This is a genomic window from Streptomyces sp. SID4985 (genome assembly GCF_009863025.1).
Lineage (GTDB): Bacteria > Actinomycetota > Actinomycetes > Streptomycetales > Streptomycetaceae > Streptomyces.
This window is the reverse complement of sequence record NZ_WWIR01000680.1, coordinates 1-26991: the sequence shown is the minus strand read 5'-3', so window position 1 is coordinate 26991 and position 26991 is coordinate 1. Positions and strand designations below refer to the sequence as shown.

Sequence of the window (26991 nt, the reverse complement as noted above, 5' to 3'; positions counted from 1 at the left end):
GGGGGAGGGGTTTGCTCGAAGGGCAAGCGATCAATCCTCGCCCTTCAGGAGTCCAAGATGGCCGATACGGCCCTCGTACTCGCCGTCATCGCGGGTTTCGCGCTGGTGGCCCTCGTCGCCAAGGGGGTGACGAAGCTGTGACCACCGAGAACGTCGTCGGTCTTGTCGTGGCCGTCGCCCTGCTGGGCTATCTCGTCCTCGCCCTGATCTTCCCGGAGAGGTTCTGAGCGCGGCCATGAGTCCCGTACTCGCGGGCGTGCTCCAGCTGCTCGCCCTGACGGGCGCCCTCGCGCTCGTCCACGTCCCCCTCGGCACCTATATGGCCCGGGTCTATGACTCCCGCAGACATCTGCGCGTGGAGCGGTGGGCCTACAAGGCCATAGGTGCCGACCCCGGCACCGGCATGACCTGGCCCGCCTATCTGCGCGCGGTCCTCGCCTTCTCGGCCGCCGGTGTCCTCTTCCTCTATCTGCTCCAGCGACTCCAGGGCGTACTGCCCGGCTCGCTCGGCTTCGCCTCGGTTTCGCCGACGCAGTCGTTCAACACGGCCGTCTCCTTCGTGACGAACACCAACTGGCAGTCGTACTACGGCGAACAGACCATGGGGCACGTCGTGCAGACCGCCGGTCTCGCGGTGCAGAACTTCGTCTCCGCCGCCGTGGGCATGGCCGTCGCGGTGGCCCTGGTACGCGGCTTCGCCCGGTCCCGTACCGGCGAACTGGGCAACTTCTGGGCCGACTTGGTGCGCGGTACGGTGCGGATCCTGCTGCCGCTCGCCGTGCTGGCCGCGCTCGTGCTGGTCGCCTGCGGGGTGATCCAGAACTTCTCCGGCATCCATGAAGTCGGTCAGTTCATGGGGGGCACCCAGCAGTGGAACGGCGGTGCCGTCGCCTCCCAGGAGGCCATCAAGGAGCTGGGCACCAACGGCGGCGGCTACTTCAACGCCAACAGTGCCCACCCCTTCGAGAACCCGACGCCCTTCACCAACCTCTTCGAGATCTTCCTGATCCTGGTCATCCCGTTCTCGCTGACCCGCACCTTCGGAGTGATGGTCGGCTCGGTGCGGCAGGGGTACGCGATCCTCGCCGCCATGGGCGCCATCTGGCTCGGCTTCACCGCTCTGATGACGGCCATCGAGTTCGCCCACCACGGCCCGGCGCTCCAGGCCGCGGGCGGGGCGATGGAGGGCAAGGAGGTCCGCTTCGGGGTCGGCGCCTCGTCGATCTTCGCGGCCTCGACCACGCTCACCTCGACCGGCGCGGTGGACTCCTTCCACTCCTCGTTCACCGGGCTCGGCGGCGGCCTGACGATGCTCGGCATGATGCTGGGCGAGATCGCGCCCGGCGGCACCGGCTCCGGTCTCTACGGCATGCTGGTCATGGCGGTGATCGCGGTGTTCCTGGCCGGTCTGATGGTCGGCCGCACCCCCGAGTACCTGGGCAAGAAGATCGGGGCGCGCGAGATGAAGCTCGCCGCCTGCTACATCCTGGTCACCCCGGCCCTGGTGCTGGTCTTCACCGCCGCCTCCATGGCGCTGCCGACCCCGCCCCACTCGATGCTCAACTCCGGGGCGCACGGCTTCTCCGAGGTGCTGTACGCCTTCACCTCGGCGGCGAACAACAACGGTTCGGCGTTCGCCGGGCTGAACGCGAACACCGACTGGTTCAACGTCACCACCGGGTTCGCGATGATGCTCGGCCGGTTCCTGCCGATGGTGTTCGTGCTCGCGCTCGCCGGTTCGCTCGCCGCGCAGCGCCCGGTGCCGGTCACCGCGGGCACCCTGCGCACCGAGAAGCCGCTGTTCACCGGACTGCTGGTCGGGGCGATCCTGATCGTCACCGGGCTGACCTACTTCCCGGCGCTCGCGCTGGGTCCGCTCGCCGAAGGGCTGGCGTGATGACCACTCGTATGGACAGGCAAGAGGCCTCGATGTCCGCACTCACCTCCGCCCCCACCGCCTCCCAAGAGCCGCCGACCCCGAGACGGGACCCTCAACACCGGGTCGGTGCGGGCCTGTTCGACCCCCGGCAGCTGGTCAGGTCGCTGCCGGACGCCGCCCGCAAGCTCGATCCACGCGTGATGGTCAAGTCGCCGGTGATGTTCGTCGTCTGGATCGGCTCGGTCCTGACCACCGCGTTCTCCCTCACCGACCCCACCGACTGGTTCGGCTGGGCGATCAGCGCGTGGCTGTGGCTGACCGTGCTCTTCGCCAACCTGGCGGAGGCGGTCGCGGAGGGCCGGGGCAAGGCGCAGGCCGACAGTCTGCGCCGGGCCAGGACGGACGCGGTGGCCCGCCGGCTGGTCGAAGGGCGCGAGGAGCGGGTGCCCGGCACCGCGCTCGGCGTCGGCGACCTGGTGGTCTGCGAGGCCGGGGACATCGTGCCCGGCGACGGTGACGTGGTCGAGGGGGTCGCCTCCGTGGACGAGTCCGCGATCACGGGCGAGTCGGCGCCGGTCATCCGTGAGTCCGGCGGTGACCGCAGCGCCGTCACCGGCGGCACCCGCGTGCTCTCCGACCGCGTGGTCGTCCGGATCACCACCCGGCCCGGCGAGACCTTCGTCGACCGGATGATCGGCCTGGTCGAGGGCGCCGCCCGGCAGAAGACGCCCAACGAGATCGCGCTCGACATCCTGCTCGCCTCGCTGACCATCGTGTTCCTGCTGGCCTGCGCGACGCTGCCGCCCTTCGCGGACTACGCGGGCACCCACCTCACCATGGTCGTCCTGATCGCCCTGCTGGTCTGTCTGATCCCGACCACCATCGGCGCGCTGCTCTCCGCGATCGGCATCGCGGGCATGGACCGGCTGGTCCAGCGCAACGTACTGGCCATGTCCGGGCGGGCCGTCGAGGCGGCCGGTGACGTCTCCACGCTGCTGCTGGACAAGACCGGCACCATCACCCTCGGCAACCGCAGGGCCGCCGAGTTCGTCCCCGTGCGCGGCACCACCGAGGCCGAACTCGCGGACGCCGCCCAGCTCTCCTCGCTCGCCGACGAGACGCCCGAGGGCCGCTCCGTCGTCATCCTCGCCAAGGAGCGGTACGGGCTGCGCGAGCGGCACCAGGGCGAGCTGACGGGCGCCGAGTGGGTCGCCTTCTCCGCCCGGACCCGGATGTCCGGGGTCGACGTGGAGGGGCGCGAGGTCCGCAAGGGCGCGGCCGGTTCGGTCGTGGCCTGGGTGCGCGAGCGCGGCGGCTCGGTCGCCGACGACGCGGAGGCGGTCGTGGACCGCATCTCCCGCGCCGGAGGCACCCCGCTGCTCGTCGCCGTGCGCGACGCGAAGGGGGCGCGCGTCCTCGGTGTCGTGCACCTCAAGGACGTGGTGAAGGACGGGATGCGGGAGCGGTTCGCGGAGCTGCGTCGCATGGGCATCCGCACGGTCATGATCACCGGGGACAACCCGCTGACCGCGAAGGCCATCGCGGAGGAGGCGGGCGTGGACGACTTCCTCGCGGAGGCCACCCCCGAGGACAAGATGGCCCTGATCAAACGGGAGCAGGCGGGCGGCAAGCTCGTCGCGATGACCGGTGACGGCACCAACGACGCCCCCGCGCTGGCCCAGGCGGACGTGGGCGTGGCGATGAACACCGGTACGTCGGCCGCCAAGGAGGCCGGCAACATGGTCGACCTCGACTCCGACCCGACCAAGCTGATCGAGGTCGTCCAGATCGGCAAGCAACTCCTCATCACCCGGGGCGCGTTGACGACGTTCTCCATCGCCAACGACGTCGCGAAGTACTTCGCGATCATCCCGGCGCTCTTCGCGTCGGTGTACCCCGGCCTCGAAGCGCTCAACGTGATGCGGCTGACCTCGCCGGACTCCGCCATCCTCTCGGCCGTGATCTTCAACGCGCTGGTCATCGTCGCCCTGGTGCCGCTCGCCCTGCGCGGTGTGCGCTACCGGCCCGTCGGCGCGGACCGGATGCTGCGGCGCAACCTCACGGTCTACGGCTTCGGCGGCCTCGTCGCGCCCTTCGTCGGCATCAAGCTCATCGACCTGCTTCTCTCGCTGATCCCCGGGATCGGGTGACGACATGAACAACTCCCTTGTCAACACAGCCCGGTTGTTCGGGGCGGGCCTGCGGGCGCTGCTGGTGCTCAGCGTGCTCACGGGTGTGCTGTACCCGCTCGCGGTCACCGGCGTCGCCCAGTCACTGTTCCGCGGTGCGGCGAACGGCTCCGAGGTCCGGGCGGACGGCCGTACCGTCGGCTCCTCCCTCATCGGGCAGTCGTACGACCTGCCGCTCAAGAAGGGGGAGGACGCACCGCGCCCCGACCTGAAGTGGTTCCAGGGGCGCCCGGCGAACGGGCTCGGCACCAACAGCGTCAACACGCAGTACCACCTGCTGCTGTCCGGTGCGACCAACCTCGCCGCCGACAGCGGTGCGGTGCGCGGCCGTTGCCCCGCCGCACCCGCCGAGGGCACGCTCTGCGCCCAGGTCCTCGCCGCCCGCGCCGCAGTCGCCCGCGACAACTCGGTGCCCGGCCACCCCGTCACCCCGGCCGACATCCCGCCGGACGCGGTGACCTCCACCGGCTCCGGCCTCGACCCCGACATCTCACCGGCCTATGCCCTGCTCCAGGTCCGCCGCGTGGCCGAGCACAACGGCCTGTCCGTGGCCGAGGTGCGCCGACTGGTCGACGCGCACACGGAGCGGCGGACGCTCGGCTTCATCGGCGAACCCCGGGTGAACGTCCTGGAGTTGAACGTGGCGCTGCGGGAGGAGGCGGCGCGGCACTGACCCGCGCGGCCCGGGACGTTGCCCGGCCCGGCCCGGCGGAGCGGCGTGCTCATCGAGCGCGCCGCTCCGCCGCCGCGTGCCACCACCCCGGCGGGGACGCCCCGTCGACCCCGGCGGTGCGCTGATCGGGATGCAGCCCGAGCCGCCGCAGCGCGTCAGGGGCGACACGGACGTCGAACCAGCCGTGCCAGTGACCGTCGGCGCCGATCCCGCAGGCATGGTGCCAGCCGATCTCGTCAGGGGCGAAGGGCATCCAGTCGATGCCGCGGTCGCGCAGTCAACCGCGCGCGGCCGCCATCGGCCGGACGGCGCCCGGCAGGTTCTCGTACGCCGCGACGGTGATCCACTCAGCACCCGGTGTCTCCATGACATCCATGATGCCCGGATCGTTTTCCCCGCTCCCTGGGCATAGGGGACTGGTGACCATCCAATGGGTGCGATGAGTATGCTCGGCCCCTGGCGGTCGGCGTCCACTGAGCGTAGGCGACGGATAGTGGTGGGAGGGGCGGGGCCATGGTGACGTCGCGGACGGGTGCCGCACGGCTCGTGCCGACGGCACGGGACGAGTCGGAGTGGGACGGCCGGGAGCCGTCGGTGCTCCTCGTCGAGGACGACCCCGGGGACGCCCTCCTCGTGGAGGAACTGGTCACCGACAGCGCCCTCAAGATGAGCCTGCGCTGGGTGCGTTCGATGACCGAGGCCGCGGACGTGCTCGCCGCCGAGCTGCCCGACTGCGTCCTGCTCGACCTGAACCTGCCGGACGCCCGGGGCCTGGAAGCCCTGTCCATGGTCCAGGCGCACGCCGACCAGGTGGCCGTCGTCGTCCTCACCGGACTCGCCGAGGAACAGACCGGCCTCGCCGCCGTCGCGGCGGGCGCGCAGGACTACCTCGTCAAGGGCCGCGTCGAACCCGAACTCTTCGGCCGCGCCGTGCGCTACGCGATCCAGCGCAAGCAGGCGGAGCAGGCGGCCGTCGCCCTCCAGGCCAGTCAGATGCAGGCCAGGGAGAACGCCCGCCTCGAACGCGGGCTGCTGCCGAGGCCGTTGCTGCGCGCCGAGGGCGTCGACGTGGTGGCCCGCTACCGCCCCGGCCGCGCCCAGGCCCTCCTCGGCGGCGACTTCTACGACATCGTGCAGAGCGCCGACGGCGCCGTCCACGCCCTGGTCGGGGACGTCTCCGGGCACGGCCCCGACGAGGCCGCCCTCGGCGTCGCCCTGCGCATCGCCTGGCGCACCCTCGTCCTCAGCGGCATCACCGGCGCCGAACAGGTCGGCCGACTGGAGGAGTTGCTGGTCGCCGAGCGCGCCCGGGACGAGGTCTTCGCGACGCTGGTGAGCCTCGCCGCCGTACCCGGCTCCCACAGCGCCAGCGTCGTACGGGCCGGACACCCCGGTCTGCTGCGCCGCACCGGCGCCGAGGTGGACTGGGTGGAGGTGCCCGGCGGACCCGCGCTCGGTGTGGTCCCCGGCGTGGCCGGGTGGCCGACCTCCGAACTGCCGGTACCGCCGGGCGCGTCCGTGGTCCTCTTCACCGACGGCCTGTTCGAGGGGCATGTGAGCAGCGGTCCCGAACGCCTCGGCGAGGACGGACTGCTGGCCCTCGCCCGGGAGTCGGCCACGCTGCCCGCCGAGGACTTCGTGGACACCCTGATCGGCCGCGCCGAAGGGCTGGCCGAGGAACGCGGCGGACTCGCCGACGACGTGGCCGTCGTCCATGTGAGCTGGAACTAGAAGTGAAACCAACGGAGTCGGAGCGCACGGTGACGAACGACAAGGGCGCGCACCGGAGCAGCCTGACGGTGCAGGGCTGGTTCCAGCTGGTGCTGGCACTCATGGCCCTCCTCGTGGTGGTCGGTACCGTGATCGGAGCCGACCTGCTGGGCCGCACGGCCGTCGCCACCGACGAGCTGCTCCAGCACGTCCAGCCCGCCCAGACCGAGGCGTACCGGCTCCAGGCCGCCCTGGTCAACCAGGAGACCGGCATTCGCGGTTACGCGATCGCCGCCGACCGGCAGTTCCTCACCCCCTACACCCGAGGCAAGGAGGACGAGGCCCACTCGGCCGCCCGGCTGCGCACCCTCATCGGGGACCGCCCCGACCTGCTCGCCGACCTGGACGCCGTCGAGCGACAGGCCGCCGGCTGGCGCCGCGCCTACGCCGAGCCGATGGCCGCCTCCGTCACACCCGGCGCCCCGAAGCCCGTCGACAAGACCACCGCCGAACACGGCCGGCGGAACTTCGACCGTCTGCGCACCACTTGGGCCAAGCAGAACGCCGACCTCGCCCGGACCGTCCGCGAGGGCCACGCCCGCATCGCCCACGAGCGCACCGTGCGCAACTCGGTGCTGGGCGGCATGGTGGCCGCCTTCCTGCTCACCGGGATCGCCCTCGCCTTCCTCGTGCGCATGCTGGTCGCCCGCCCCCTCGGTATCCTCGGCACCGCCTCCCGCCGGGTGGCGGGCGGCGACTTCGCGCACGTCATCACCGGCGGCGGCCCCGCCGACCTGGTCGCGCTCGCCGACGACGTGGAGGGGATGCGCAGGCGCATCGTCGCCGAACTCGACGCCTCCCGCGAGCAGGAGCGCACCCTGGCCCGGCAGGCCGCCGACCTGGACGCTCAGGCGGTCGAACTTCGCCGGTCCAACGTCGAGTTGGAGCAGTTCGCCTACGTCGCCTCCCACGACCTCCAGGAACCCCTGCGCAAGGTCGCCTCCTTCTGCCAGCTCCTCGAGAAGCGCTACGGCGACGAACTCGACGACCGGGCACGGCAGTACATCGACTTCGCCGTGGACGGCGCCAAGCGGATGCAGGTCCTCATCAACGACCTGCTCACCTTCTCCCGCGTCGGCCGCCTCAACGACGCCCGCGTGCCGGTGGGCCTCGACCGGGCGCTGGACAAGGCGCTGACCAACCTGGGTACGGCCCTTGAGGAGTCCGGCGCCCGCATCGACCGCCCGGACACGCTCCCCGAGGTCGTCGGCGACCCGACCCTGCTGACCATGCTCTGGCAGAACCTGGTGGGCAACGCCCTGAAGTTCCGCCACGCCGAACGCGCCCCGCACATCACCGTCACCTGTGAACCCGATCCCGACGAGCCCGGCATGGTCAGGGTCTGCGTCAAGGACAACGGCATAGGCATTCCGGGGCAGTTCGCGGAGAAGGTCTTCGTCATCTTCCAGCGGCTGCACAGCCGGGACGCCTACGGCGGTACGGGCATCGGACTGGCGCTCTGCAAGAAGATCGTGGAACATCACGGGGGCAGGATCTGGCTGGACACCACGTGCACGGACGGCACCCGCTTCTGTCTCACCCTTCCCCCGGCCGCCCCCGTACCGGACGAGACCGGCGCCGACTTCCAGGAAAAGGCCCTGACATGACGACCCCCGCCGCCACCCCCATCGACGTACTCCTGGTCGAGGACGACCCCGGAGACGAGCTGATGACCCGGGAGGCGTTCGAGGACAACAAGATCGGCAACACCCTCCATGTCGTCCGGGACGGCGAGGAGGCGCTGCACTTCCTCTACCGGCAGGGCGAGCACGCGGACGCCCCCCGCCCCGACCTGATCCTGCTCGACCTCAACCTCCCCAAGTACGACGGCCGTCAGGTCCTGGAGCGGATCAAGTCCGACCCGGAGCTGTCCCACATCCCCGTCGTCGTCCTCACCACCTCGGCCGCGGAAGAGGACATCCTGCGCAGCTACAAGCTGCACGCCAACGCGTACGTCACCAAGCCGGTGGACCTGGACCAGTTCATCGCGGCGGTGCGCCAGATCGACGACTTCTTCGTGCAGGTGGTGCGGCTGCCGCGGCAGGCTTGAGAGCGCCGTTCCTCGCCGCGCACCCGACGCACACGGGCGGATACACTCGGCCGCTCGTCGTGATCAAGGAGCAGAACATGCGCAAGGCCGCCGTCACGCCCCGAGGGGACCTCATGCGCTGGGTCGAGCTGCCCGGCCGGGACGCCCCGCGCGTCTACGTCCACGGCCTCGGCGCCACCTCGCCCGCGTACTTCACCGAGAGCGCCGTACACCCCCTGCTCGCCGGTCACCGCTCGCTGCTGATCGACCTGTTGGGCCACGGCATCAGCGACCGCCCGGCGGACTTCGACTACAGCCTGGAGTCCCACGCCGACACCCTGGCCGCCGCGCTGACCTCCGCCGGGGTGAGCGGCGCCGAGCTGATCGCGCACAGTATGGGCGGCTCCGTGGCGATCGTCCTGGCCGCCCGCCACCCCGGGCTGGTCTCCCGGCTCGTCCTGATCGACGCCAACCTGGATCCGATCACACCCGTCCCCGGCGCCCCCGGAAGCTCGGGCATCACCGCGTTCTCGGAGCAGGAGTTCCTGGACGGCGGCTGGGAGAAGGTCCGCGACTCGGCGGGCCCGCACTGGTGGTCCACCATGCGCCTGGCCGACCGCACCGCCCTGCACCGCAGCGCGGTCCGGCTCACGCGCGGTACGACGCCCACGATGCGCGAGCTGCTGCTGAAGCTGCCGATTCCGCGCACCTTCCTGTTCCCCGAGGCGGACGGGCCGTTCCCGGGTACGGAGGCGCTGGAGAAGGCAGGGGTGCGGGTCGTCGCCGTACCCGACTGCGGGCACAACATCATGCTCGACAACCCCGAGGCGTTCGTGCGCGAGACGGCCGCCGCCCTGGCGTGAGTTAGGTATGCCTAAGTAGAGTGCGGTGGCCGGACGCCCCGTCTCTCCGCTGGAGCCCGCCATGACGAGCACTGCCGCCGTGTCCACCGCGACAGACGGCACGGGGGCGGCGCCGCTGTGGCTCGCCCGGGTACGGCTCGGCGCCGGGGGACCGCTCGCGCACATCCGGGTGGCGGGCGGCCGGATCACCGGGATCCGGGCCGGGAAGGACATCCAACTCGGTTCCGGCGAGCCCGTGTTCGACCTGGCCGGGCGGACCGTGCTGCCCGGCCTGTGGGACGCCCATGTGCACCTGGGGGAGTGGGCCGTCGCCCGCACCCGGCTCGACGTGTCCGGGCTCGACTCGGCCCGCGCGGTCGCCGAGGCCGTACGCGAGCGTGCTCAAGCACCGCTGGACGACGGGGTGTTGACCGGATTCGGTTTCCGGGACGGGCTCTGGCCCGACGCCCCGCACAAGGATGTGCTCGACGCGGTCGTCCCGCATGTCCCCGTGGCGCTGGTCAGCCAGGACTTGCACACCGCGTGGCTCAACTCGGCCTGCCTCGCGCTGATCGGCCGTGCGGAGCATCTCAGCGGCCTGCTGCGCGAGCACGAGTGTCTGGAGGCCCTCGCCGTGCTGCCCAAGGCGCCCGTCGAGACCGAGGACCGCCGGATCGAGGAGGCCTGCCGGGCGGCCGCCGCGCGCGGGGTCACCGGGATCATCGACTTCCAGTCCGGCGACACGGTCGCGGAGTGGGCGCGGCGGAGCGAGGCCGGGCGGCCGCTCGTCCGGGTGGCGGCCGCCGTCTACCCGTCGTACCTCGACGCGGCGATCGAGCGCGGGCTGCACACCGGTTCCGCCGTCGACGGGGGCGCCGGAATCGTGCGCGTCGGCCCGCTCAAGCTGTTCACGGACGGCTCGCTCAACACCCGTACCGCCCTGTCGAAGAGGCGGTGGACGACCTCGCCCGGACCTGGTTCCGCGCCCTGGAAGCCCTCGCACGACGGGCCGAGGCCCGCACCGAGACCCCCTGACCCGGACCCGGAAAGGCATCCCATGACCAACCCGTTCGAGAACCCCGACGGCGTCTACACCGTCCTCGTCAACGACGAGGGCCAGCACAGCCTTTGGCCCGACTTCGCCGACGTACCGGCCGGCTGGCGGTCGCGCACGGTCCGGCCGGACGCCAGGAGTGCCTGGACTACGTGGAGACCCACTGGGCGGACATGCGGCCCAAGAGTCTGGTCGAGCGGTCCTGAGGGTCAAGTCTCTTGTCGGGGAAGGGGGGGGCGAAGCCTGCGAACCGTCAGGCCGAGGACCCACAGTCGACGACCAGGTCGGCGCCGACCACTGAACCGGCTGCGGGCGAGGCGAGATAGAGCACCGAGGCCGCCACTTCCTCGGCTTCCGCGACCCGGCCGAGCGGGTTTTCCGCCTTCACCCGCTCGGCACGGTCGGCCTCGGTCTCGCCGGGCCGCAGCGACATGGGAGCGGCGGAGGCGCCGGGGCTGACGGCGTTGATGCGGATGCCCTGGTGGATGTGGTCGAGAGCGGCGGCGCGGGTCAGTGCGGAGACCGCCGCCTTCGAGGTGATGTACGCGGCGAGGTTCGGGATGCGGAGGTGTGCGCCCAGGTTGGAGGAGATGTTGACGATGACGCCGCCACCGTTGGCCTTCATGTACGCGATCTCGTGCTTCATGGCCAGCCAGACACCGGTGACATTGGTGCGCAGCACCGCGTCCCAGTCCTCCTCGCTCACGTCACCGACGGCTCCGACGCCGCGGAGTATCCCGGCGTTGTTGACCGCGATGTCCAGTCCGCCGAAGCGGGCGACACTCTCGCGTACGAGGCTCTGAAGCTGTCCGGAGTCCGTGACATCGGCGGTGACGGCGGTGGCCGTGCCGCCGGTGGCCTCGATGAGAGCGACCGTCTCGTCCAGGGAGGCAGCGGTGCGTCCTGCGGCGACCACGGACGCGCCCTCGGCGGCGAAGGCGCGTGCGATCGCGCGGCCGAGGCCGGAGCCCGCGCCGGTGACGAGGACGGTCTTGCCGGTGAAGCGGTTCATGCGGTGGCTCCCTTGAGTGACGGATTACCTGGTGCGGTGGTTCAGAAGGGCGACGGCGCCGAGAGCGGCCCCTGTCGCGGCCAGGGACGAGGCGTCGCCGCCGAGTGCGAGCAGGACCGCGAGCAGGAGGGTCGGGCCGAATTCCATCGCGGTGTTCAGCACGCCGCCCGCCAGCCCGGTCTGCGGCTGCGGTACGCCTTCGGTGGCGAGCACGGTGGCTCCCGCGAAGGAGGCCGCCGCACCGGCCGGCAGCAGCACGAGGCCTGGCAACAGGCCGTACCCGTAGGGGATATGTGCGTCGATCCCGGTGAGCGCGAGGACGGTGAGCCCGGCCGCGCCGGTACCGAGCCCGGCGGCGGTGACGGTTCGGGCCCCGTACCGGCCGATGAGCGGTCCCGCTGCCCGGCTGGAGGCCATCAGCACGACGGCGAACGGTACGAACGCCGCCGAGGTCCGCAGCTGTGACCAGTCGCGCGTTTGCTGGAGTTGGAGCGAGAGGAGCACGAAGGTCATCGCGGTTCCGCAGGCGCTCAGTGCGATGGCCGCGAGAGCGACGGCCCGCTGCCGGTCGAGTAGGAAGCCGGGCGGCAGCAACGGGTCGGGAGCGTGGCGCTCGGCGTACCAGAACGCGGCCAGCAGCGCGGCCCCGCTGAGCAGTGGCGCGAGCACACCGGCCGACGACCAGGGGCGGGTGTCGGTGACGATGAACCCGTAACTGGCGAGGGTGATCCCGGCGGTGGCGAGCAGAGCACCCGGCAGGTCGAGCGTCCTGCTCCGGCTCGGTGTGGTGTCCGGCAGCAGCCGGGGTGCGAGGGCGAGGGCCGCGAGGGCCACCACGAGCGGTACGGCAAAGGTCCAACGCCAGGACAACAGTGCCGAGATGACGCCGGAGAGCAGATTGCCCGCGGTCGCGCCGAGTACCGAGAGCCCGCCCCAGGTGGCCATCTCCCTGCCGTACATGGTGGGGGAGGGGAAGACGGCGCGCAGCACCGCCATGGCAGCGGGCGCGATCAGCGCCGCCCCCGCCCCCTGCGCGAAGCGCGCTACGAGCAGTGTCGCCATGCCGTGGGCGAGCGGGGCGGCCGCGGAGGCGGCGGCGAAGAGAACCAGACCCGCGGTGAAGGCACGCCGCCCGCCACAGCGGTCCGCGAGGCGTCCGCCGAAGAGCAGCAGCCCGGCGAAGGTCAGCCCGTAGGCAGCGCTGAGCAGGATCAAGTGGGCGCGGTCCAGGCCGAACTCGCGCCCGATGAGGGGCAGCGGTATGGCGAGAGCGGCGAGCGTGAAAATCAGAGTGGCCTGGACGCCACCAAGGAGGACGAAGGCACATCGTTGCCGCACAGTGGCGACGCCGGCGGTGCCCGTGGCGGTCATGCCATCCCCTTGATATTTGACTGATCGGTTCATTATTCGGGCATGCGGCAGGGCGCCCGGTGGGTTCGACGGATGCGCGTCAGTCCAGCAGGGCCAGGGCCTGCTCGGCCGCGTCCCGCACCCGGGCGGGATCGTCCGACGCCTTGCCGACGATCCGTACCCCCTGGAGCAGGACGAGCAGCATGCGGGCCAGGGCGCGCGGGTCGCGGTCCTCGGACAGCTCGCCCTGGGCCCGCGCCCGTACGAGCGCGGAGTGCAGCAGGGTCTCGACGTGCTCCCAGCTGATCTCGACCCGGCGGGCCGCCGCGGGGTCGTGGGGGGCCAGCTCGGCCGCGGTGTTGGTGACGAAACAGCCGTTCAGTCGGCCCTCGGGGGCGGTGGCCTCCGCGGCGAACCGGCGTACCACCGCCCGCACCGCGGGCAGCGCGGGGCCCGGCTGGGACAGTTCGGTGAGGAGAACCGGGTCGCGCGTCTCGGCGTACCGGTCCATGGCCTTCAGATACAGCTCGTGCTTGCTGCCGAAGGTCGCGTAGATGCTGGCGCGGCCGATGCCGAGGTGCTCGACCAGATCCGTCAGCGACGTCGCTTCGTAGCCGCGCTGCCAGAACAGCTCAAGGGCCGACTGCAGCGCGGCGTCCGGATCGAATTCCTTGGTTCTGGCCATGTCGAAGACAGAACCATATCTAGAACGATCGGTCAAATAATGGTGAGCTGTTCCGACTTCAGGAGCGCGATCCACACCGCCACGTCCTGGTCGAGCAGGTCGTACCGCTCCTTGCTGATGTTCGCGCCGAACTGGTCGCCGATCAGCTTGTCCAGGTCCTTCGGCAGCGAGAAGCCGAGGTCCGCGAGGAGGCGGGAGCGCGGGTCCTGGCTGCCGAAGACGAAGACGCCCTGGTACGGAGTCGCCATGACGGCCGTCTTCCCGGCGAAGTCCGGGTGCGCCTTCTTGGCCGCGCTGAACTTGTCCTGCACGCCCTTGACCAGCTGCTTCGCCTCGTCCGGCACGGCGACCGGTGGATCGGCCAACCACAGGCGGGCCAACGCCAGTTGCTGGGCGCGGTCGGGGGTCAGCCGGTGCCCGCCGTCGCCCACCACCGTGGCGAGCCCCTCCGGCAGCGCCTCGGCCCGGTCCAGCGTGCCCACGGCGGCCAGTGCCTCAAGAAGCTCCCCGTCGGTCGCGTCCGGGCGGGCCAGGCGCAGGTCGTCCGCGAGCGGCCCGGCGAAGACGTGCACCTCCTGGGTGACCAGCGCGCCGCCGGAGAGGGAGCGGCCGCCTTCGCCGACGAGGGTGGCGGGGCCGTGGGGGAGGGAGCGGATGACTTCGTCGGCGCGGGAGGCGGTGGGGACGCGGGTGGTGTGGTGTTCCGAGTCGCTCTGGTCGGCGTCCGCCCAGGAGCCCAGGTTCTCCGCCAACGTGCCCTCGAACAGGGCCGCGTCGTGGGCCGCGACCAGCACCGCCGTGCGCAGCAGCGCCGGGTCCAGGGAGGTGGGCGGTACGCCGTCCAGCTCGACAGTGCCCGACTCGGGGTCGGTTTCGCGGGCGAGGCAGTGGAGCAGGGCCTGGGCGTCGGCGGGGTCCGTGACGGCGACGCCGGTCAGTTCGCCGGGGCGCAGGTCGAGGTCCATCCCGGCGAGACTGCTGAGCCGTACGTCCCGCAGCCGGAGGCCGCCGCGCAGTGGGCGCGGCAGGGCGGCGTCACCCGAGGGCACGTCGGGCTCGGCCGCGAGGACGCCGGCGACGCGGTTGGCGGAGGCGCGGCCCTGGGCGAGTTCGGCGTTGACCCAGGCGAACACCTCAAGTGGCTCCAGAAGAAAGAGGGCCAGACCCACGGCGGAGACCAACTGGCCCAGTGAGATGGCGCCGCTCAGGGCCAGTCGGCCGCCCGCCAGGGCGATGAGCGCGATGAAGACACCGGTGAGGGTGAGGACGAGGCCGGTCTGCCAGGACTCGGCACGGACACGAACAGCAGCGCCACCGCGCCCGCCGTCACTCCGACGAAGGCCCAAATCCCGCTCATCATCGCCATGTTGACCGCACCGACCCGCTTGGCGTCCTCGGTGGCGATGCTGACCAGCTCGCCGGGCAGCCGTCCCGTCTCCGCTCCGCCCCGGGAGTCCAGGACCCGGCGTACGAGGGCCACCCGGAGATCGTGCGCGGCCTCCTCGGCGGCACGTTCACCGGCGCGGGCGCCCAGCCGGAAACTCCAGGACAGGGCCACGTAGACCACGGCGAGGACGCCGAGCCAGAGGAGCAGCAGGCGCTCGTCCGACCGGGCCACGGCGCGGTCCACGACGACACCGATGAGCACCGGCGCCGCCACTTCGCCCAGCTGATGGCCCGCGCCGAGCAGGACGGCGAGAGTGAGGCGGCGCCCCTGGCTCCGGACGGCGTGTGTCAGGACGTCCCGCCCCGACGGCTTGCCTGTTCCCGCCAGCCCACCCTCCGGAACCGGTCAACTTAGGCAAGGCTACTCTAAGTAAGAGTGGTCGCGTCAATGCTTTCGGCAGGGTGGTGGGCGCCGGGCCGGGGCTAGTGCGCGGTGCGCGAGGACATCGCGGGCCGGTCGGCGGCGGCCTCGTCCGACTGCCGCAGCTCCGCGAGGAGTTCGTTCTGTCCGGCCAGGAGTTCGGTGAGGATGCGGCGGGCCGCGCGCAGCAGTTCGGCCACATCGCCACCGGCGAGCGCGTAACTCACCGTCGATCCCTCGCGGATGGACACGACGATCCCGGACCGCCGCAGCACACCCAGCTGTTGGGAGAGGCTGGACGGCTCGATCTCTATGTCCGCCAGCAGGTCCCGCACCGGCACGGGGCCGTGCTGGAGCAGTTCGAGGACCCTGATGCGCACGGGGTGCCCGAGCATCCGGAAGAACTCCGCCTTGGCCTGATAGAGGGGGACTTGCATCGGGGCTCGCTCCCTGCCGCGTCGGGGACGGTCGGTCCAGGACGCGGCGGCGGCCCGAGGGCGCCGCCGCGTGCCATACGCCCTGTACGGGCGATCCTTCTCGTCCCGGGCCGCGCGCAACCGCGAGTTGGGATCATGCTGATGTCGCGACTTGAAGAAGTCTTCACATCATGGGCATGCGTCGGCCCGGCACCTGAGAAGGCGTCAGACCTCAAGCTGCTCTTCGACGCGCTTGAGCTGGTGGCGGGCCATCGCGAGATTGGAACGCGACTTGTCCAGCACCAGGTAGAGGAAGAGCCCGTTGCCGTTGCGCCCGGTGACCAGCCGCATCAGGTGGTACTGCGCACCGAGCGTGATCAGCACGTCCTCGATCTGGCTCTTGAGGCCCAGCTCCTCCATCGTGCGGACCTTGGCGCGGATCACGTCCGTGTTCCCCGCCGCCGCGATGTTCAGGTCCAGATCCTTGCCCCCGCCCAGCGTGCCCAGGGCCATGCCGCTGGTGTAGTCGACCACCGCCGCTCCCATGGCACCCTCGACCCCGGCCATCATCTCCTTGAGCGAAACTTCCACACTCGCCATGGTGATCCTCCCCTTGAACGTCGTCCGAACCGGCGCGACTTGATCCGCCCGGTGCCCGCACGCTAGGCGAGCCGCACCGGCGCCGGTACGAAGGTCTTCGGGAGTGAGAGTTGTTGACCGAGAGAAGTCGAATGTCGATCGCTCATCGACCGCAATCGAGCTGTCAGTGACAGATGTTGAACGTGTGGCGGAGACTCGACGGTCACTCGGGGTGAGCCACGGCCGCCTTCTGCAGCTGTACCGCGGTCAGCAGACTCAGACCCCGCTCCGACTGGCGCAGCGCCTTCAGTGCCGAGACCGAGCCGATGTCTCCCGTGAATCCGGTGGCCGCCAGCCGGTCCCGGTACCAGCGGGCGCACAGCTGGTCGTCGTCGGCGGTCTCGACCGTCGCGAGGACCTCCAACGCCCGCTCCAGGCCCGGTCGTTCGTTGGGACCGGCGTCGGCGAGCGCCTGCCGGAGTGCCGCCGACACCAGGTCCGTGTCCCGGACCATCAGGGCGAACTCACCTTTGCCGGTGAGGTACTTGAGGTGCTTGATTCCCGTCATACGGATCATGGTGCTGGGCAACCGGGCCGGGGGCCAAGCGACTTGAGCAGACTCTGAGCCGAGCGTCCCGCAGCGAGCCGGGCGTCCCGCAGCCTCGTGCGGCAGGCTGCGGGGCCCAGTGGTGTCAGCCGCGCGGGCTGCTGATCCGCTCCGGCTGGATCACGTAGATCACCCGGACCTGGTCGCGGCCGCCGAACCACGGGTACGGGCCGCCGAGGTACTTCTGGGACAGCGCCTCGATGTGGTCGACCGCGCCCTCCTTGGTCACCTTCACGACCCGGCCGCGGATCTGGACGTAGCTGGACGGGTCCGAGGGGTCGGAGACCGCGACGGCCACCCGGGGGTCGCGCTCGATGTTGCGGGTCTTCTGGTGCGACTCGACGCTGTTGATCAGGACGTACTCGCCGTCGGTGTCCACCCAGGTCTGGGTGAGCTGGGGCGAGCCGTCGGGCATCGTGGTGGCGATGTAACAGGTGCTGGGGCGGCGCAGCAGCGCCACCAGGTCCTGGCCGAGGGGGACGGGCATGGGGATACTCCCGGGTCTGTTCGCTGAAGGGGCCACGGTATCCGGGGCCGCCTTCCGTGCCGCAAAGGCCCGGCCTTCGGGGTGGGAATGCCCGCGCCGAGCGGGACGGTCCGGCTGGAACCGGCGTCGTACGGCCCGGCTGGGATCCGGCGTCGTACGGCCCGGCTAGGAACCGGCGTCGTACGCGGCCCGCGCGGCGGTGATGTCCGCCCGGTGCCGTTCCGCCCAGCCGACGAGACCGGTGAGCGTCGCGTGGAGTTCGCGGGCCATGGGGGTGAGGGTGTACTCCACCTTCGGCGGCACGGTGGGGTAGACGGTCCGGACGAGGAGGCCGTCGCGTTCCAGCTTGCGCAGGTTCAGGGTGAGCATCCGTCGGCTGATGCCCGCGATGGCGCGCTCCAGCTCCGTGAACCGGACCGGCCCGTGCGCGGCGGCGACGAGGATGCCGATGCTCCACTTGCCCGCGACGTGGTCGATTACCTCGGTGAGCGGGCACGCCTCGTTGCTGACCTGGTCGGACACATCGGTGTGACTGCGTGACATGAAAGTGCCTCCTTCCGCCGCGCGCCATGGTTACAGACGATGACCGCTGTAACAAGACGTGCACCATTGGAAGGAACCCCCATGTGGCGAACCCACACATCCGCACGGACATCACAGTGGTCGGCCCTGGCCGTGCTCTGCGCCGGACAGCTGATGGTCATCCTCGACGGCACCGTCGTGAGCGTGGCACTCCCCGCCATCCAGCAAGACCTCGGCTACTCCTCGTCCGGCCTGGCCTGGGTGGTCAACGCCTACCTGGTCCCCTTCGGCGGGCTGCTCCTGCTCTCCGGACGGCTCGGCGACCTCGTCGGACGCAAGCGCGTCTTCGTCACCGGCCTGAGCGTCTTCACGGCCGCCTCGCTGCTGTGCGGTCTGGCCCAGGACCCGGCGACGCTGTTCGCCGCCCGGTTCGTCCAGGGCATCGGCGGCGCGGTGACCTCCGCCGTCACGCTCGGCATGGTCGTGACCCTGTTCCCACGGCCGAAGGAGCGGGCCAAGGCCATCGGCGTCTACAGCTTCGTCCAGTCCGCCGGTGGCTCGCTGGGCCTCCTCGCCGGGGGCGCCCTGACCCAGACCGTCGGCTGGCACTGGATCTTCTTCGTCAACGTCCCGATCGGCATCGTGGCCGCGCTGGCGGCCGGACGTGTGCTCGCACCCGAGCCCGGAATCGGCCTCGGCAAGGGGACCGACGCCGCGGGCGCGCTCCTGGTCACCGCCGCGCTGATGCTCGGCGTCTGCACGATCGTCGAGATCCCCGGCCACGGCTGGACCTCGGCCCACACCCTGAGCTTCGGCGCCGCCGCACTCGCCCTGCTCCTGGCCTTCGTCGCCCGCCAGGCGAAGGCACCCCACCCGCTCCTGCCGCTGCGGGTGTTCCGCTCGCGTGACGTCTCGGGAGCGATGGTCATCCAGGCCCTCATGGTGGCCGGGATGTTCAGCTTCCAGTTCCTGTGCGTGCTCTACCTGCAGAAGGTGCTCGGCTTCGACGAACTGCGCACCGGCCTCGGCATCTTCCCGGTCTCCGTCTCGATCGGCGCGCTGTCCCTCGGCCTCGCGCCCCGGCTGATCGCGCGCTTCGGCCCCCGTCTCGTACTCCTCCCCGGACTCGCGCTCATCGCCGGAGGTCTCGCCGCGCTCGGCCGCGTACCGGTGGACGGGAGCTACGCCGTGGACGTCCTCCCCGCGCTGCTGCCCCTCGGTATCGGCTTCGGCCTCGCGATGCCGTCCCTGGCCACGCTCGCCATGTCGGCGGCCACGCCCCAGGACTCCGGGATCGCCTCCGGCATGTTCAACACGATGCAGCAGATCGGCAGCGCCTTCGGCCTCGCGGCCCTCAGCACGCTCGCCATCGCGCACACGGATGCCCTGTTGGACGACGGCGCGAGCAACGCCTCGGCTCTCACGGGCGGTTACCAGCTCGCCTTCCGTATCGGCGCGTGCCTCGTCGCCGTCGCCCTGCTCCTCGCCGTCGGTCTGTCGCGATCGGGTGGCACGGCTCGACGTAGTGCGGCGGTCGAGGAGAAGCCGGTCGCGGAGAGCGCCTCCCGCTGAATCCGCCCGAGGGTTGCGCCTCGGATGTCCAACTGGGTTTTCTCTAAGTGGGGTTGTCCCGAAGCCACGCCAGACGTTCGGCCGCCGTCCGGGTCAGGGGGTGATCCTGGCCGTAGACGCGGGTGTAGTCGGACTGGCAGCGGCGCAGTAGTGCGGCGGCCTCGATGCGTTCGCCCGCGTCGATCAGGACGTTGGCCAGGTTGTCGCGGGCATGGACGGTGTCGGGGTGGCCGTCCCCCTTCCTCGCGGCGGCCTCGGACAGCACCTCGCGGAGGATCACGACTGCCTCCCCGTACCGTTCCCGGGCGTGCAGGACGGCCGCGAGGTTGTTCCGGGTGGACTGCGTGTCCGAGTGCGCGGAGCCGTTGGTCCGTTGCTGGGTGGCGAGCACGGTACGCATCACCGCCTCGGCCTCGTCGAGCCGTTCCAGCCGGCACAGCGCGGCCCCGAGGTTGGCCTGGGCGGAGAGACCGATCTCACCGTCGCGCTCGCCACGCCGCTCCAACAGGGCCAGAAGAGCGCGCAGTTCCGCCTCCCCCTCGGCCCAGCGGCCGCATCTGATCAGCGCGGCCGCGTGCTGCCCGGTGTCGTGCAGCACCGTGGGATGGTCAATCCCGAGCTGCCGCTTGCGGCGTTCCAGTACGTCCCGGCGGAGCCCCACCGCCTCGGGTTCGCGCCGGAGTTGCTCCAGTGCGCGTGCCAGGCCGCTCGCACTGCTCAGGGTGTCGGGGTGGTCGCGGCCGAGCAGTTCGGACCGGGCCGTCCAGACGCTGCGCCAGACCTCCTCCGCCTTTCCGGGATCACCCATGCTCTGCAGCAGATCGGCGATGTCGGCGGCGGTGGTCAAGGTGTCCGCGTGCACGAAGCCGAGCAGTTGCGTCTGGAGGCGCACCAGATCCATGAGGCGTTCGAGAGCCTCCTCACGGCGGCCTTCCATTCCCGCCAGTGCGCGGGCGTAGTCGCGGAACGCCAGTAGTGTGTCGGGGTGTTCGGGGCCGAGCCGTTCGTAGGCGGCGTTGGCCTTCATGCCGTAGAACTCGTGCGGGGGAAGGCCGACCCGGACGATCTCCTCCTCCCCGCCGTCGTCGTTCAGCATCGTCACCACCAGGTCGGCCGCCCGGGGCTGGTCCGGATCGGCGGGAGCCGTGGGTGGCCGCTGCGGTGGTTCGTCGTCGCGCTTCCTGCGCCACAGGGGGGCCATGTCGCGACCAACTCCTTCTCGTCGGCTTCCTCTTCGGGATCTTCGGCCGGGGTTCGGGTTCTTCCGCCGGGCTTCGGGCTCTTCCGCCGGGTCACGCCCCGGAGTGCACATGGGCCGCCCAGAGGCTCGGGCTGTTGCGGAAGGCGGTACGGCACTGTCGTACGGCGTGGTGCAGCGCGAGCGCGGCCCGGTCCGTGTCGAGGGCGAGGGACGCGGCCGGTATGCCGGTCCGCAGATGGCGGTAGAGGCTTCTGGTCATGCGCACCGCCACCGCGTCGTGCACGGGCCACAACGTGCCGATCGCGTGCGGATATCCGGCGATCTGGAAGGCCGAGGTGATGTGGATCGCCTCGTCCGCCAGCAGGTCCGAACCCCGCGCCGTGTCGCACGCGGACAGCACCGCGAGCCGGGCGTACGGCAGGTCGAGACGCGAGATGTGACGCACCGTCAAGGGATGCTCCCGGTGGTCGTGCACGAGCAGCCGGGCCCGCGACGGATTCTCCGGGTCGCTCACCCCGTGGCAGGCGAAGTGCACATACGGGTGCGCGGACAGGACGCCCAGCACGTTGCCGCGCGTCGCACGCGGGCCCGCGAGCACGCCGGGGACCGGGAGCAGCGCGCGCAACTCCCGCATCTCCCGGCGGACGCCGCCGAGGGGCCGGGTGCCGGGCGCGTCGGGCACGACCACCGCGAGCAGGCCGCCCGCCGGGGTGCGGCCGGCCGCGCGGGCGCGGGCGTAGGACAGGGCGCGGATGGTCGGCGTGTAGGACGAGACGACGAGGTCGAGCACCGCCTGCGGCCGGGGGTCCGCCTGAGAACGGGGGGCCGTCCGGGGCTGGGGGTCCGGCGGCTCCTCGTGGTGGCCCGCCGCGTGCAGCGGAAGCGCGGCGAGCGCGCCGCCCGACGACCACCACAGCCGGGGCCACGCGTCGTCGGCGGGCGGGTCGAGCAGGCCCAGCTCGCGGAGCACCGGCTCCGCGACACGGTCCCACGTCCAGCCCAGCACCTCCGCGACCGCGCCCTGAGCTTCCCGCTCCTGTCCAGGCATCGCGGCGGCGGCCAACGCGCCATGCAGCAGCGCCACTTGCCTCTCCAGCACCTCGGGAGTCACCCCGGGCAGCGGCACCGGTGTCACACCGTCCGGCCGCACGATCAGGGCGTCGCTCCGGTAGACGCTGGAGTACACGACCACGACGGGACCGTCCTCCGAGCAGGCCAGGACCTCGGCGTACGTGGGCGCCCCGAGGAAACCCGCGAAGCCGGGCAGCGTGCGGATCTCGGTGACCAGTTGCTCCCAGCGGGCCGCGAGGGTGTGCCGCAGATCGGCGATGCTTCCGTCGTCGGGCGCGTCGGAATCGGTCGACTCGATGAGCTGGCGCAGATGCACGAACCGCTCGGCGGTCAGGGGGTGTTCGGCGCGTAGCCGCTCCAACTCGGCGCGCTCGGCGATCGCCTGGCCGAGCAGTACCCCGCGCCCCTGCTCCAGGAGCAGTACGGCGTGGTCGAGCCTGCCGAGCCGTACGGCGCAGGCGGCGGCGTCGGCGGCGAGCCCCTGCACACTGACGAGCTCGTGCTCCTGATCGTCGCGGGCGAGCCGCCGGGTGATGCTGAACGGCAGCAGTGAGAGGGCGAGTTCGAACCCTTCGAGCGCCTCCTGCCACCGGCTGCCGTCGGCCGCTGCGGCACCCCAGTCGCAGGCGGCCAGGACGCGCCGCGCGGCCGGAAGCGCCTCGATCCGGGCCACCTGTCGGTAGGCGTCCTCGGCCGCGCGCAGGATGGCGGGGTTCTCGGTCACGAGGTGCAGGGTGCGCAACCCCGAGGCGTAGGACTGGAGATATCCGGCGGTGTGGGCCGTGCCGGTGGCGGATGCCCATACCGCACGGCCGAGCGTGGAAACCGCCCGGTCCAAGAGCGCCGGGTCCTCGGCCAGACGGGCCGCGGTGAGCAGGGTGAGGCCCAGGTTGTGCAGATAACTCGCGTGCTCCGGGCTGCCGTACGCCGTGCCCGCCACCGCGAGGTTCAGCGCGTCGACGGACTCGTCCAGGTCGGCCGGGTCGCCGCCGCTCCGGAACCGCTGGTGCAGGGCGTTGCCGAGATGGTTCAGCCGCGAGGCGTGCTCGGGGGAGTCCTCGTGGGTGAGGGCGAGGGCCTGCCGGGCCACTTCGACGGCCTCGACGGCGGCACCGGGGTCCGCCGTACGGTCGTGCCAGGTCTGGAGGACGACACCGAGGTTGGCCAACTGCTGGGCGGACTCGCGCGGGAAGTGGGGGAAGCTCGGGGCGAGCCGGGCCAGTTGGGCCGCTTCGCGCAGGGCGGCGAGGTCGCCGGTCTGGTGGTGGCGCTCGCGCAGGGCGACGGCCAGGTTGGTCAAGCGGCCGAAGTGGTCCGGGAGTTCCGGGGACGGCCCCCCGACGGCTTCCCGCAGGGTCTTCACCGCCTGGTCCAACAGCAGTGCGTCGCCTCTGCGTTCACCCAGTCGTTGCAGGGCGTTGCCGAGGCTGTTCAGCCGTTGCGGGTGTGACGGGCTGCCCGGAACGGTGCCCGCGACCGCCTCACGCAACAACGTCACGGCCTCTTCCAGCAGTTCGGTGTCCTCGGTGTGTTCGGACGCGAGGCGCAGGGCGACGCCGAATTCGGCCAGGCCGCGCGCGTGCGACGGATGACCTCGGGGCGTGGCGGCGCGGGCGGCCCGGCACGCCGTGATCATCTCCTCGATGTCGGCGGCGTCACCAGTGAGTTCGGCCCGTACGAAGGATGCCGTGGCGAGATTGAACAGGGCCGCCGTGTGCCGGGGAGCGTCTGCGGGCATCGCCGCGAGGACTGCCCGCAGCAGGTGCACCGCCTCATGCGCGACGGCGGGGGAGGGGTCGAACTTGAGGGCGAGTTGGAGCGTGGCCGCCAGGTTGTTGCGATGTGTCTCGATGTCCTGCGCGTTCTCGGGAACATCGGCCAGCAGATTGAGGGCATGGCGCTGCAACCGTTCCGCCTCGGCCAGATCGGCCGTGCTGCCGGTGATCCTGGCGCGTTCGCGCAGTAAGGACGACAGGGTGTCGAGCGTCGCCGAGAGCTGGTTCGTCCCGTCCTCGGGCATATCGGCTGCACGCCGTAATACCTCGATCGCGGACTCCATGTCGGCCTGGTCCCGGTCGAGTTCGAAGCGGTCCGCGAGCATACGGCCCAGCAGTCGCAGATCCTGTTCGCGTACGGTCTGGCGCACCACCAGCCGGCGGCCCAGCTCGATCGACTCGTCCAGGTCGCGCCGGTCGCGGAAGGCCGCCCAGCGCAGGACCAGGGTCAGCCGCAGGGTCGACTCCCAGGTGGTCCGCACGTGCGGGGCCGCGGGCTCGGTGCTCAGCACCGCCCGGCAGATCTCGGTACCGCTGTCCAGGGGACGGCGGTCACCGGTGCGCTGGAACTGTCCGACCAGCGCGACGACCCGTTCGAGGGACTCCCTGTCCGGTCCCATGACGTCTGGCATCGCCCGCCCCCGTGCGGCTGACTGTGGGCTCTCGACCGTAGTGCGCGGCGGGAACTCCGAAGCCCGATTTTACCCACGAAGCCCCGCTGTCACGCTCGTTGTGGTGAGCTTGCGACGACCGGCTGATCCATGGAGGTGCGGCGATGGGCGGACTCGGCGACGGCGCGGGTGGACTCGGCGCCGACGCGGGCGTGTTCGGTGACGGTATGGACGGGGGAGCGGACGGGTTCGGGCACGAGCGGCTGGCGGCCCTGTGCCATTGGCTGGCCACCTCCCCGGGGACGGAGGACCTCGATCCGCCGGTGCGCCTTCTGACGGAGTACATCACCTCGGAGGTGCGCGGCGGCCGTCCGCCCGAGGAACTGGAAGAAGACTTCGACGAGTTGGAGGATCTGCTCCTCGTCTCCGGGCTCAGCTCCGGACTTGGTTCCTACCGCACCGACGCCCCGCCCCCGTACCGGAGTTTCCCCGGCAGCGGCCCCGGACACCCGCTGCTCCACGCACTCGTCTGTCCGCGCGGCCACTGCGCCCGGGTCGAGGTACCGCCGTCCGAGGGCGACGGTCGTCCGGCCTGCCGGATCTTCGGCGAGACGCTGCGCGAGTTCAGGGTGCGCCGTCCGTGAACGCGTTCCTCGGCGCGCTGAGCGGCAAGATGGCCGAACGCTGGCTCGCCCTGCTGGCCATCCCCGGACTGGTGTACCTGGTGGCGCTGGCCACGGCGGTGACCCTGGGCCAGCGCCACTGGTACGACACCGGGCGGCTGCGGACCCGACTGGACTCCCTGGCGGAGGCTCCCGGCGCCCACAGTCCGGGCGCCCTCGCGGTCGCGGCGGTCGCCGTTCTCGCCGGGGCCGCGCTGACCGGCACGGCCGCGCAGGGGCTCGGCGCTCTGATCGAGCGGACCTGGCTCATGGCGCCCCGGGGCCCGCTGACCCGCCTGTTGGCCGCACGCCGGTTGCGCCAGTGGCGCACCGCCGACGCCGACTACCGTACGGCGCTGGTCGCCGCCGGACGCGCCAGGCTGAGCGGCCGCGGCGACGCCGATGCTCTGACCGACGAGGCGGAAGCGCGCTACGCCGAACGCAACCGGATCGCCCTGGTCCGGCCCCGCCACCCGTTCTGGACGGGGGACCGGGTCGCGGCCCCCGACCAGCGCGTCTGGCGCGCCTACCGCCTCGACCTCTCGACCGCCTGGCCGCACCTGTGGCTTCTCGCGCCCGACAGCACCCGTACGGAACTCGGCACCGCGCGAGGCGCGTTGAGCACGGCGGCCCGGCTGAGCGCCTGGGGCGTGGCCTACCTGCTGCTCGCCGTCTGGTGGTGGCCCGCCGCGTTCGTCGGAGTGGCGAGCGCCCTGACGGGCCTGTCCCGTAGCCGCACCGCCGCCGCGTCCTTCGCGGAACTCGCGGAAGCCCTGGCGGACTTGCACGGGAGGGATCTGGCGACGGCGGTCGGGTTGGAGTGCGAGGGGCGGATCACGGCGGAGGTGGGCGACAGTGTGACGCGGCTGCTGAGCAAGCCGGATTGAGGCGGGATTCACTCGAACCAGTGATCGAAAATCTGTTCTCGCACGGCTAAGATCGCTCGTGCAAGGCCGTAGCGCAGAGGTCGTCGCGCCCACGCATCAAGCTGGAGGACGTCGGTTCGAATCCGACCGGTCTTGCACCTACTTCTTCTCATGTCGGCCTGGTGCCGACGCGGACCGCCGGTCCCCGGCGAAGGACCGGTGGAGTGTGATGACCCAGCCGACGACGCCCGTACGCTGCCCGGCGATCGAGCACCCCGACCTGCCACTGGCCGACCCCGCGGCGCTCGGCCCGCTGCTCGACCGCCTCGCGGACCCGGTTTCCCCGGTCGCCGACGAGACGTTCCCGCTCGGCACCCTGCGCGCCGACGGTCGGGTGGACCTGTGCAAGCAGGGCCTCGGGCCCGACGGCGCCGCCCGGCTGCTGCCCGTGGCCGCCGCCTCCCCGCACGCCGCCCACCTGCTGCTTGGCACCAACGCCCTCGGCGACCAAGGTGCCCGCTCCGTCGCCGCCGCCCTGAGCGACACCGCCGCCCACGGTGTGCACACCCTCTACCTCGGCTGCAACCGCATCGGCCCGGACGGCGTGACCGCCCTCGCCGGAGCCCTCGCCGACGACACCGCCCTGCGCGCCCTCTGGCTCAAGCGCAACCCCGTCATGACGGACGGCGCCCGCACCCTCGCCGCACTCCTGCGCCGCAACACCACGCTGCGCACCCTCGACCTGGTCAACTCCGGCATCGGCGCCGAAGGCGTACGCCTCCTCGTGGACGCCCTGCTGGACCGCCCGGCCCCGCTGGAGCGGCTCTTCCTCGGGGGCAACGGTCTGACCGCCGCCGAGGCCCCGCTGCTCGCTGCCCTCGTCCGGGACGCGGGCGTGCGCGAGCTGTACCTGACGGCCAACCACCTCGGCGACGAGGGCACCGCCGTCCTCGCCCGCGCGGCAGACCCCGCCCACCCCCTGCGCCTGGGCCTCGGCGGCAACGGCATCGGACCCGGCGGCGCCCGCGCCCTCGCCGACGCCCTCGACGGCATCGAACACCTCGACCTCGGACGCGCCATGTCCGAGCGCAGCCTCGGCGCCCCCGGCAACGCGACCGGCGACGAAGGCGCCCAGGCCCTCGCCGACGCCCTGCCCGGCAGCGCGCTGCGCCGACTCGAACTGCGCCACACCGGCATCACCGGCCGGGGAGCCAAGACCCTGCTCGCCGCCCTGCCCGACGGTCACCGCCTGGAGTACGTCGGCCTCGGCCCCGGTCTGCCCCGCCGGGTCAAGCGCTCCTTCGCCGAGCGGATGTGCCCGGCCCGGCCGAC

General features: G+C 71.7%; 23 protein-coding genes and 5 pseudogenes. 15 read left to right on the top strand and 13 right to left on the bottom strand.

Annotated elements, in window-relative coordinates; translation table 11 throughout:
- Positions 1-137: 137 nt before the first annotated feature.
- From kdpF to GTW40_RS29570, 4 genes are read left to right on the top strand one after another with little or no spacing between them, the layout of a single operon-like run.
- On the top strand, positions 138-227 hold the full coding sequence (kdpF, locus tag GTW40_RS29585; RefSeq protein ID WP_161183200.1) for a K(+)-transporting ATPase subunit F: 90 nt from the start codon (positions 138-140) through the stop codon (positions 225-227).
- An 8-nt stretch (positions 228-235) separates the two neighbouring features.
- Complete coding sequence (gene kdpA / locus GTW40_RS29580; RefSeq protein ID WP_161183199.1) at positions 236-1897, top strand: potassium-transporting ATPase subunit KdpA; 1662 nt, start codon at positions 236-238, stop codon at positions 1895-1897.
- A gap of 32 nt (positions 1898-1929) precedes the next feature.
- Positions 1930-4029 carry a potassium-transporting ATPase subunit KdpB gene (kdpB, locus tag GTW40_RS29575; RefSeq protein ID WP_161183198.1) on the top strand — a complete coding sequence of 700 codons (2100 nt, stop codon included), beginning with the start codon at positions 1930-1932 and terminating at the stop codon, positions 4027-4029.
- 4 nt (positions 4030-4033) lie between these two features.
- Entirely contained in the window at positions 4034-4741 is a 708-nt protein-coding gene (locus tag GTW40_RS29570; RefSeq protein WP_161183197.1) for a potassium-transporting ATPase subunit C, read from the top strand.
- 49 nt (positions 4742-4790) lie between these two features.
- Here GTW40_RS29570 and GTW40_RS29565 read toward each other — a convergent pair whose 3' ends face one another.
- Positions 4791-4994: a hypothetical protein gene (locus GTW40_RS29565; RefSeq protein ID WP_161183196.1), complete on the bottom strand. Its 204-nt coding sequence runs from the start codon at positions 4992-4994 to the stop codon at positions 4791-4793.
- Between the two features lie 260 nt (positions 4995-5254).
- Here GTW40_RS29565 and GTW40_RS29560 point away from each other — a divergent pair, with 260 nt between their 5' ends.
- From GTW40_RS29560 to GTW40_RS29535, 6 genes and pseudogenes are all read left to right on the top strand, one after another.
- The gene (locus GTW40_RS29560) at positions 5255-6472 is read left to right on the top strand and encodes a fused response regulator/phosphatase (protein ID WP_161183195.1); all 1218 of its coding nucleotides are present in this window, start codon (positions 5255-5257) and stop codon (positions 6470-6472) included.
- Positions 6473-6573: 101 nt separating this feature from the next.
- Complete coding sequence (locus GTW40_RS29555; RefSeq protein ID WP_161183245.1) at positions 6574-8118, top strand: CHASE3 domain-containing protein; 1545 nt, start codon at positions 6574-6576, stop codon at positions 8116-8118.
- Positions 8115-8561: a response regulator gene (locus GTW40_RS29550; protein ID WP_161183194.1), complete on the top strand. Its 447-nt coding sequence runs from the start codon at positions 8115-8117 to the stop codon at positions 8559-8561. Before GTW40_RS29555 ends, GTW40_RS29550 begins: the two co-directional genes overlap by 4 nt.
- 77 nt (positions 8562-8638) lie before the next feature.
- Complete coding sequence (locus GTW40_RS29545; RefSeq protein WP_161183244.1) at positions 8639-9403, top strand: alpha/beta hydrolase; 765 nt, start codon at positions 8639-8641, stop codon at positions 9401-9403.
- A gap of 61 nt (positions 9404-9464) precedes the next feature.
- Positions 9465-10322 (top strand): annotated as a pseudogene (locus tag GTW40_RS29540) (amidohydrolase family protein); the annotation flags it as partial.
- 117 nt (positions 10323-10439) lie between these two features.
- Positions 10440-10642: pseudogene (locus GTW40_RS29535) on the top strand (MbtH family protein).
- A 47-nt stretch (positions 10643-10689) separates the two neighbouring features.
- Here GTW40_RS29535 and GTW40_RS29530 read toward each other — a convergent pair.
- The 10 genes and pseudogenes from GTW40_RS29530 to GTW40_RS29485 all read right to left on the bottom strand — a co-directional run bounded on the left by GTW40_RS29530 (position 10690) and on the right by GTW40_RS29485 (position 17922).
- Positions 10690-11448: an SDR family oxidoreductase gene (locus GTW40_RS29530; RefSeq protein ID WP_161183193.1), complete on the bottom strand. Its 759-nt coding sequence runs from the start codon at positions 11446-11448 to the stop codon at positions 10690-10692.
- A 24-nt stretch (positions 11449-11472) separates the two neighbouring features.
- A complete protein-coding gene (locus GTW40_RS29525; RefSeq protein ID WP_161183192.1) occupies positions 11473-12819 on the bottom strand; it encodes an MFS transporter in 1347 nt (448 codons plus the stop codon).
- Between the two features lie 79 nt (positions 12820-12898).
- Positions 12899-13483: a TetR/AcrR family transcriptional regulator gene (locus GTW40_RS29520; RefSeq protein ID WP_161183191.1), complete on the bottom strand. Its 585-nt coding sequence runs from the start codon at positions 13481-13483 to the stop codon at positions 12899-12901.
- Between the two features lie 68 nt (positions 13484-13551).
- Positions 13552-13849 (bottom strand): annotated as a pseudogene (locus GTW40_RS33790) (iron-siderophore ABC transporter substrate-binding protein); the annotation flags it as partial.
- A 134-nt stretch (positions 13850-13983) separates the two neighbouring features.
- Positions 13984-15257, bottom strand: a pseudogene (locus GTW40_RS29515) (ABC transporter transmembrane domain-containing protein); the annotation flags it as partial.
- Between the two features lie 95 nt (positions 15258-15352).
- Entirely contained in the window at positions 15353-15727 is a 375-nt protein-coding gene (locus GTW40_RS29505; RefSeq protein ID WP_161183189.1) for a metalloregulator ArsR/SmtB family transcription factor, read from the bottom strand.
- 204 nt (positions 15728-15931) lie between these two features.
- A complete protein-coding gene (locus tag GTW40_RS29500) occupies positions 15932-16306 on the bottom strand; it encodes a hypothetical protein (RefSeq protein ID WP_161183188.1) in 375 nt (124 codons plus the stop codon).
- Positions 16307-16508: 202 nt separating this feature from the next.
- The gene (locus tag GTW40_RS29495; RefSeq protein WP_161183187.1) at positions 16509-16853 is read right to left on the bottom strand and encodes a hypothetical protein; all 345 of its coding nucleotides are present in this window, start codon (positions 16851-16853) and stop codon (positions 16509-16511) included.
- Between the two features lie 124 nt (positions 16854-16977).
- Positions 16978-17379, bottom strand: coding sequence for a PPOX class F420-dependent oxidoreductase (locus GTW40_RS29490; protein WP_161183186.1), 402 nt, complete (start codon positions 17377-17379; stop codon positions 16978-16980).
- Positions 17380-17544: 165 nt separating this feature from the next.
- A complete protein-coding gene (locus GTW40_RS29485) occupies positions 17545-17922 on the bottom strand; it encodes a helix-turn-helix domain-containing protein (protein WP_202486580.1) in 378 nt (125 codons plus the stop codon).
- A gap of 81 nt (positions 17923-18003) precedes the next feature.
- Here GTW40_RS29485 and GTW40_RS29480 point away from each other — a divergent pair, with 81 nt between their 5' ends.
- The gene (locus GTW40_RS29480; RefSeq protein WP_237525817.1) at positions 18004-19473 is read left to right on the top strand and encodes an MFS transporter; all 1470 of its coding nucleotides are present in this window, start codon (positions 18004-18006) and stop codon (positions 19471-19473) included.
- A gap of 43 nt (positions 19474-19516) precedes the next feature.
- Here GTW40_RS29480 and GTW40_RS29475 read toward each other — a convergent pair whose 3' ends face one another.
- Positions 19517-20674: a tetratricopeptide repeat protein gene (locus tag GTW40_RS29475; protein ID WP_161183185.1), complete on the bottom strand. Its 1158-nt coding sequence runs from the start codon at positions 20672-20674 to the stop codon at positions 19517-19519.
- Positions 20675-20765: 91 nt separating this feature from the next.
- The gene (locus tag GTW40_RS29470) at positions 20766-24140 is read right to left on the bottom strand and encodes a CHAT domain-containing protein (RefSeq protein ID WP_237525815.1); all 3375 of its coding nucleotides are present in this window, start codon (positions 24138-24140) and stop codon (positions 20766-20768) included.
- A 155-nt stretch (positions 24141-24295) separates the two neighbouring features.
- Between GTW40_RS29470 and GTW40_RS29465 the strand changes: the two genes are divergently transcribed.
- From GTW40_RS29465 to GTW40_RS29450, 4 genes and pseudogenes are all read left to right on the top strand, one after another.
- Complete coding sequence (locus GTW40_RS29465) at positions 24296-24775, top strand: hypothetical protein (protein ID WP_161183183.1); 480 nt, start codon at positions 24296-24298, stop codon at positions 24773-24775.
- Positions 24772-25680 carry a hypothetical protein gene (locus GTW40_RS29460; protein WP_161183182.1) on the top strand — a complete coding sequence of 303 codons (909 nt, stop codon included), beginning with the start codon at positions 24772-24774 and terminating at the stop codon, positions 25678-25680. The genes GTW40_RS29465 and GTW40_RS29460 overlap by 4 nt, the downstream gene beginning before the upstream one ends.
- Positions 25681-25742: 62 nt before the next feature.
- A pseudogene (locus GTW40_RS29455) lies at positions 25743-25815 on the top strand.
- Positions 25816-25888: 73 nt separating this feature from the next.
- Positions 25889-26991: gala protein (locus GTW40_RS29450; RefSeq protein WP_161183181.1), on the top strand; the 1103-nt coding region annotated here is incomplete at its 3' end.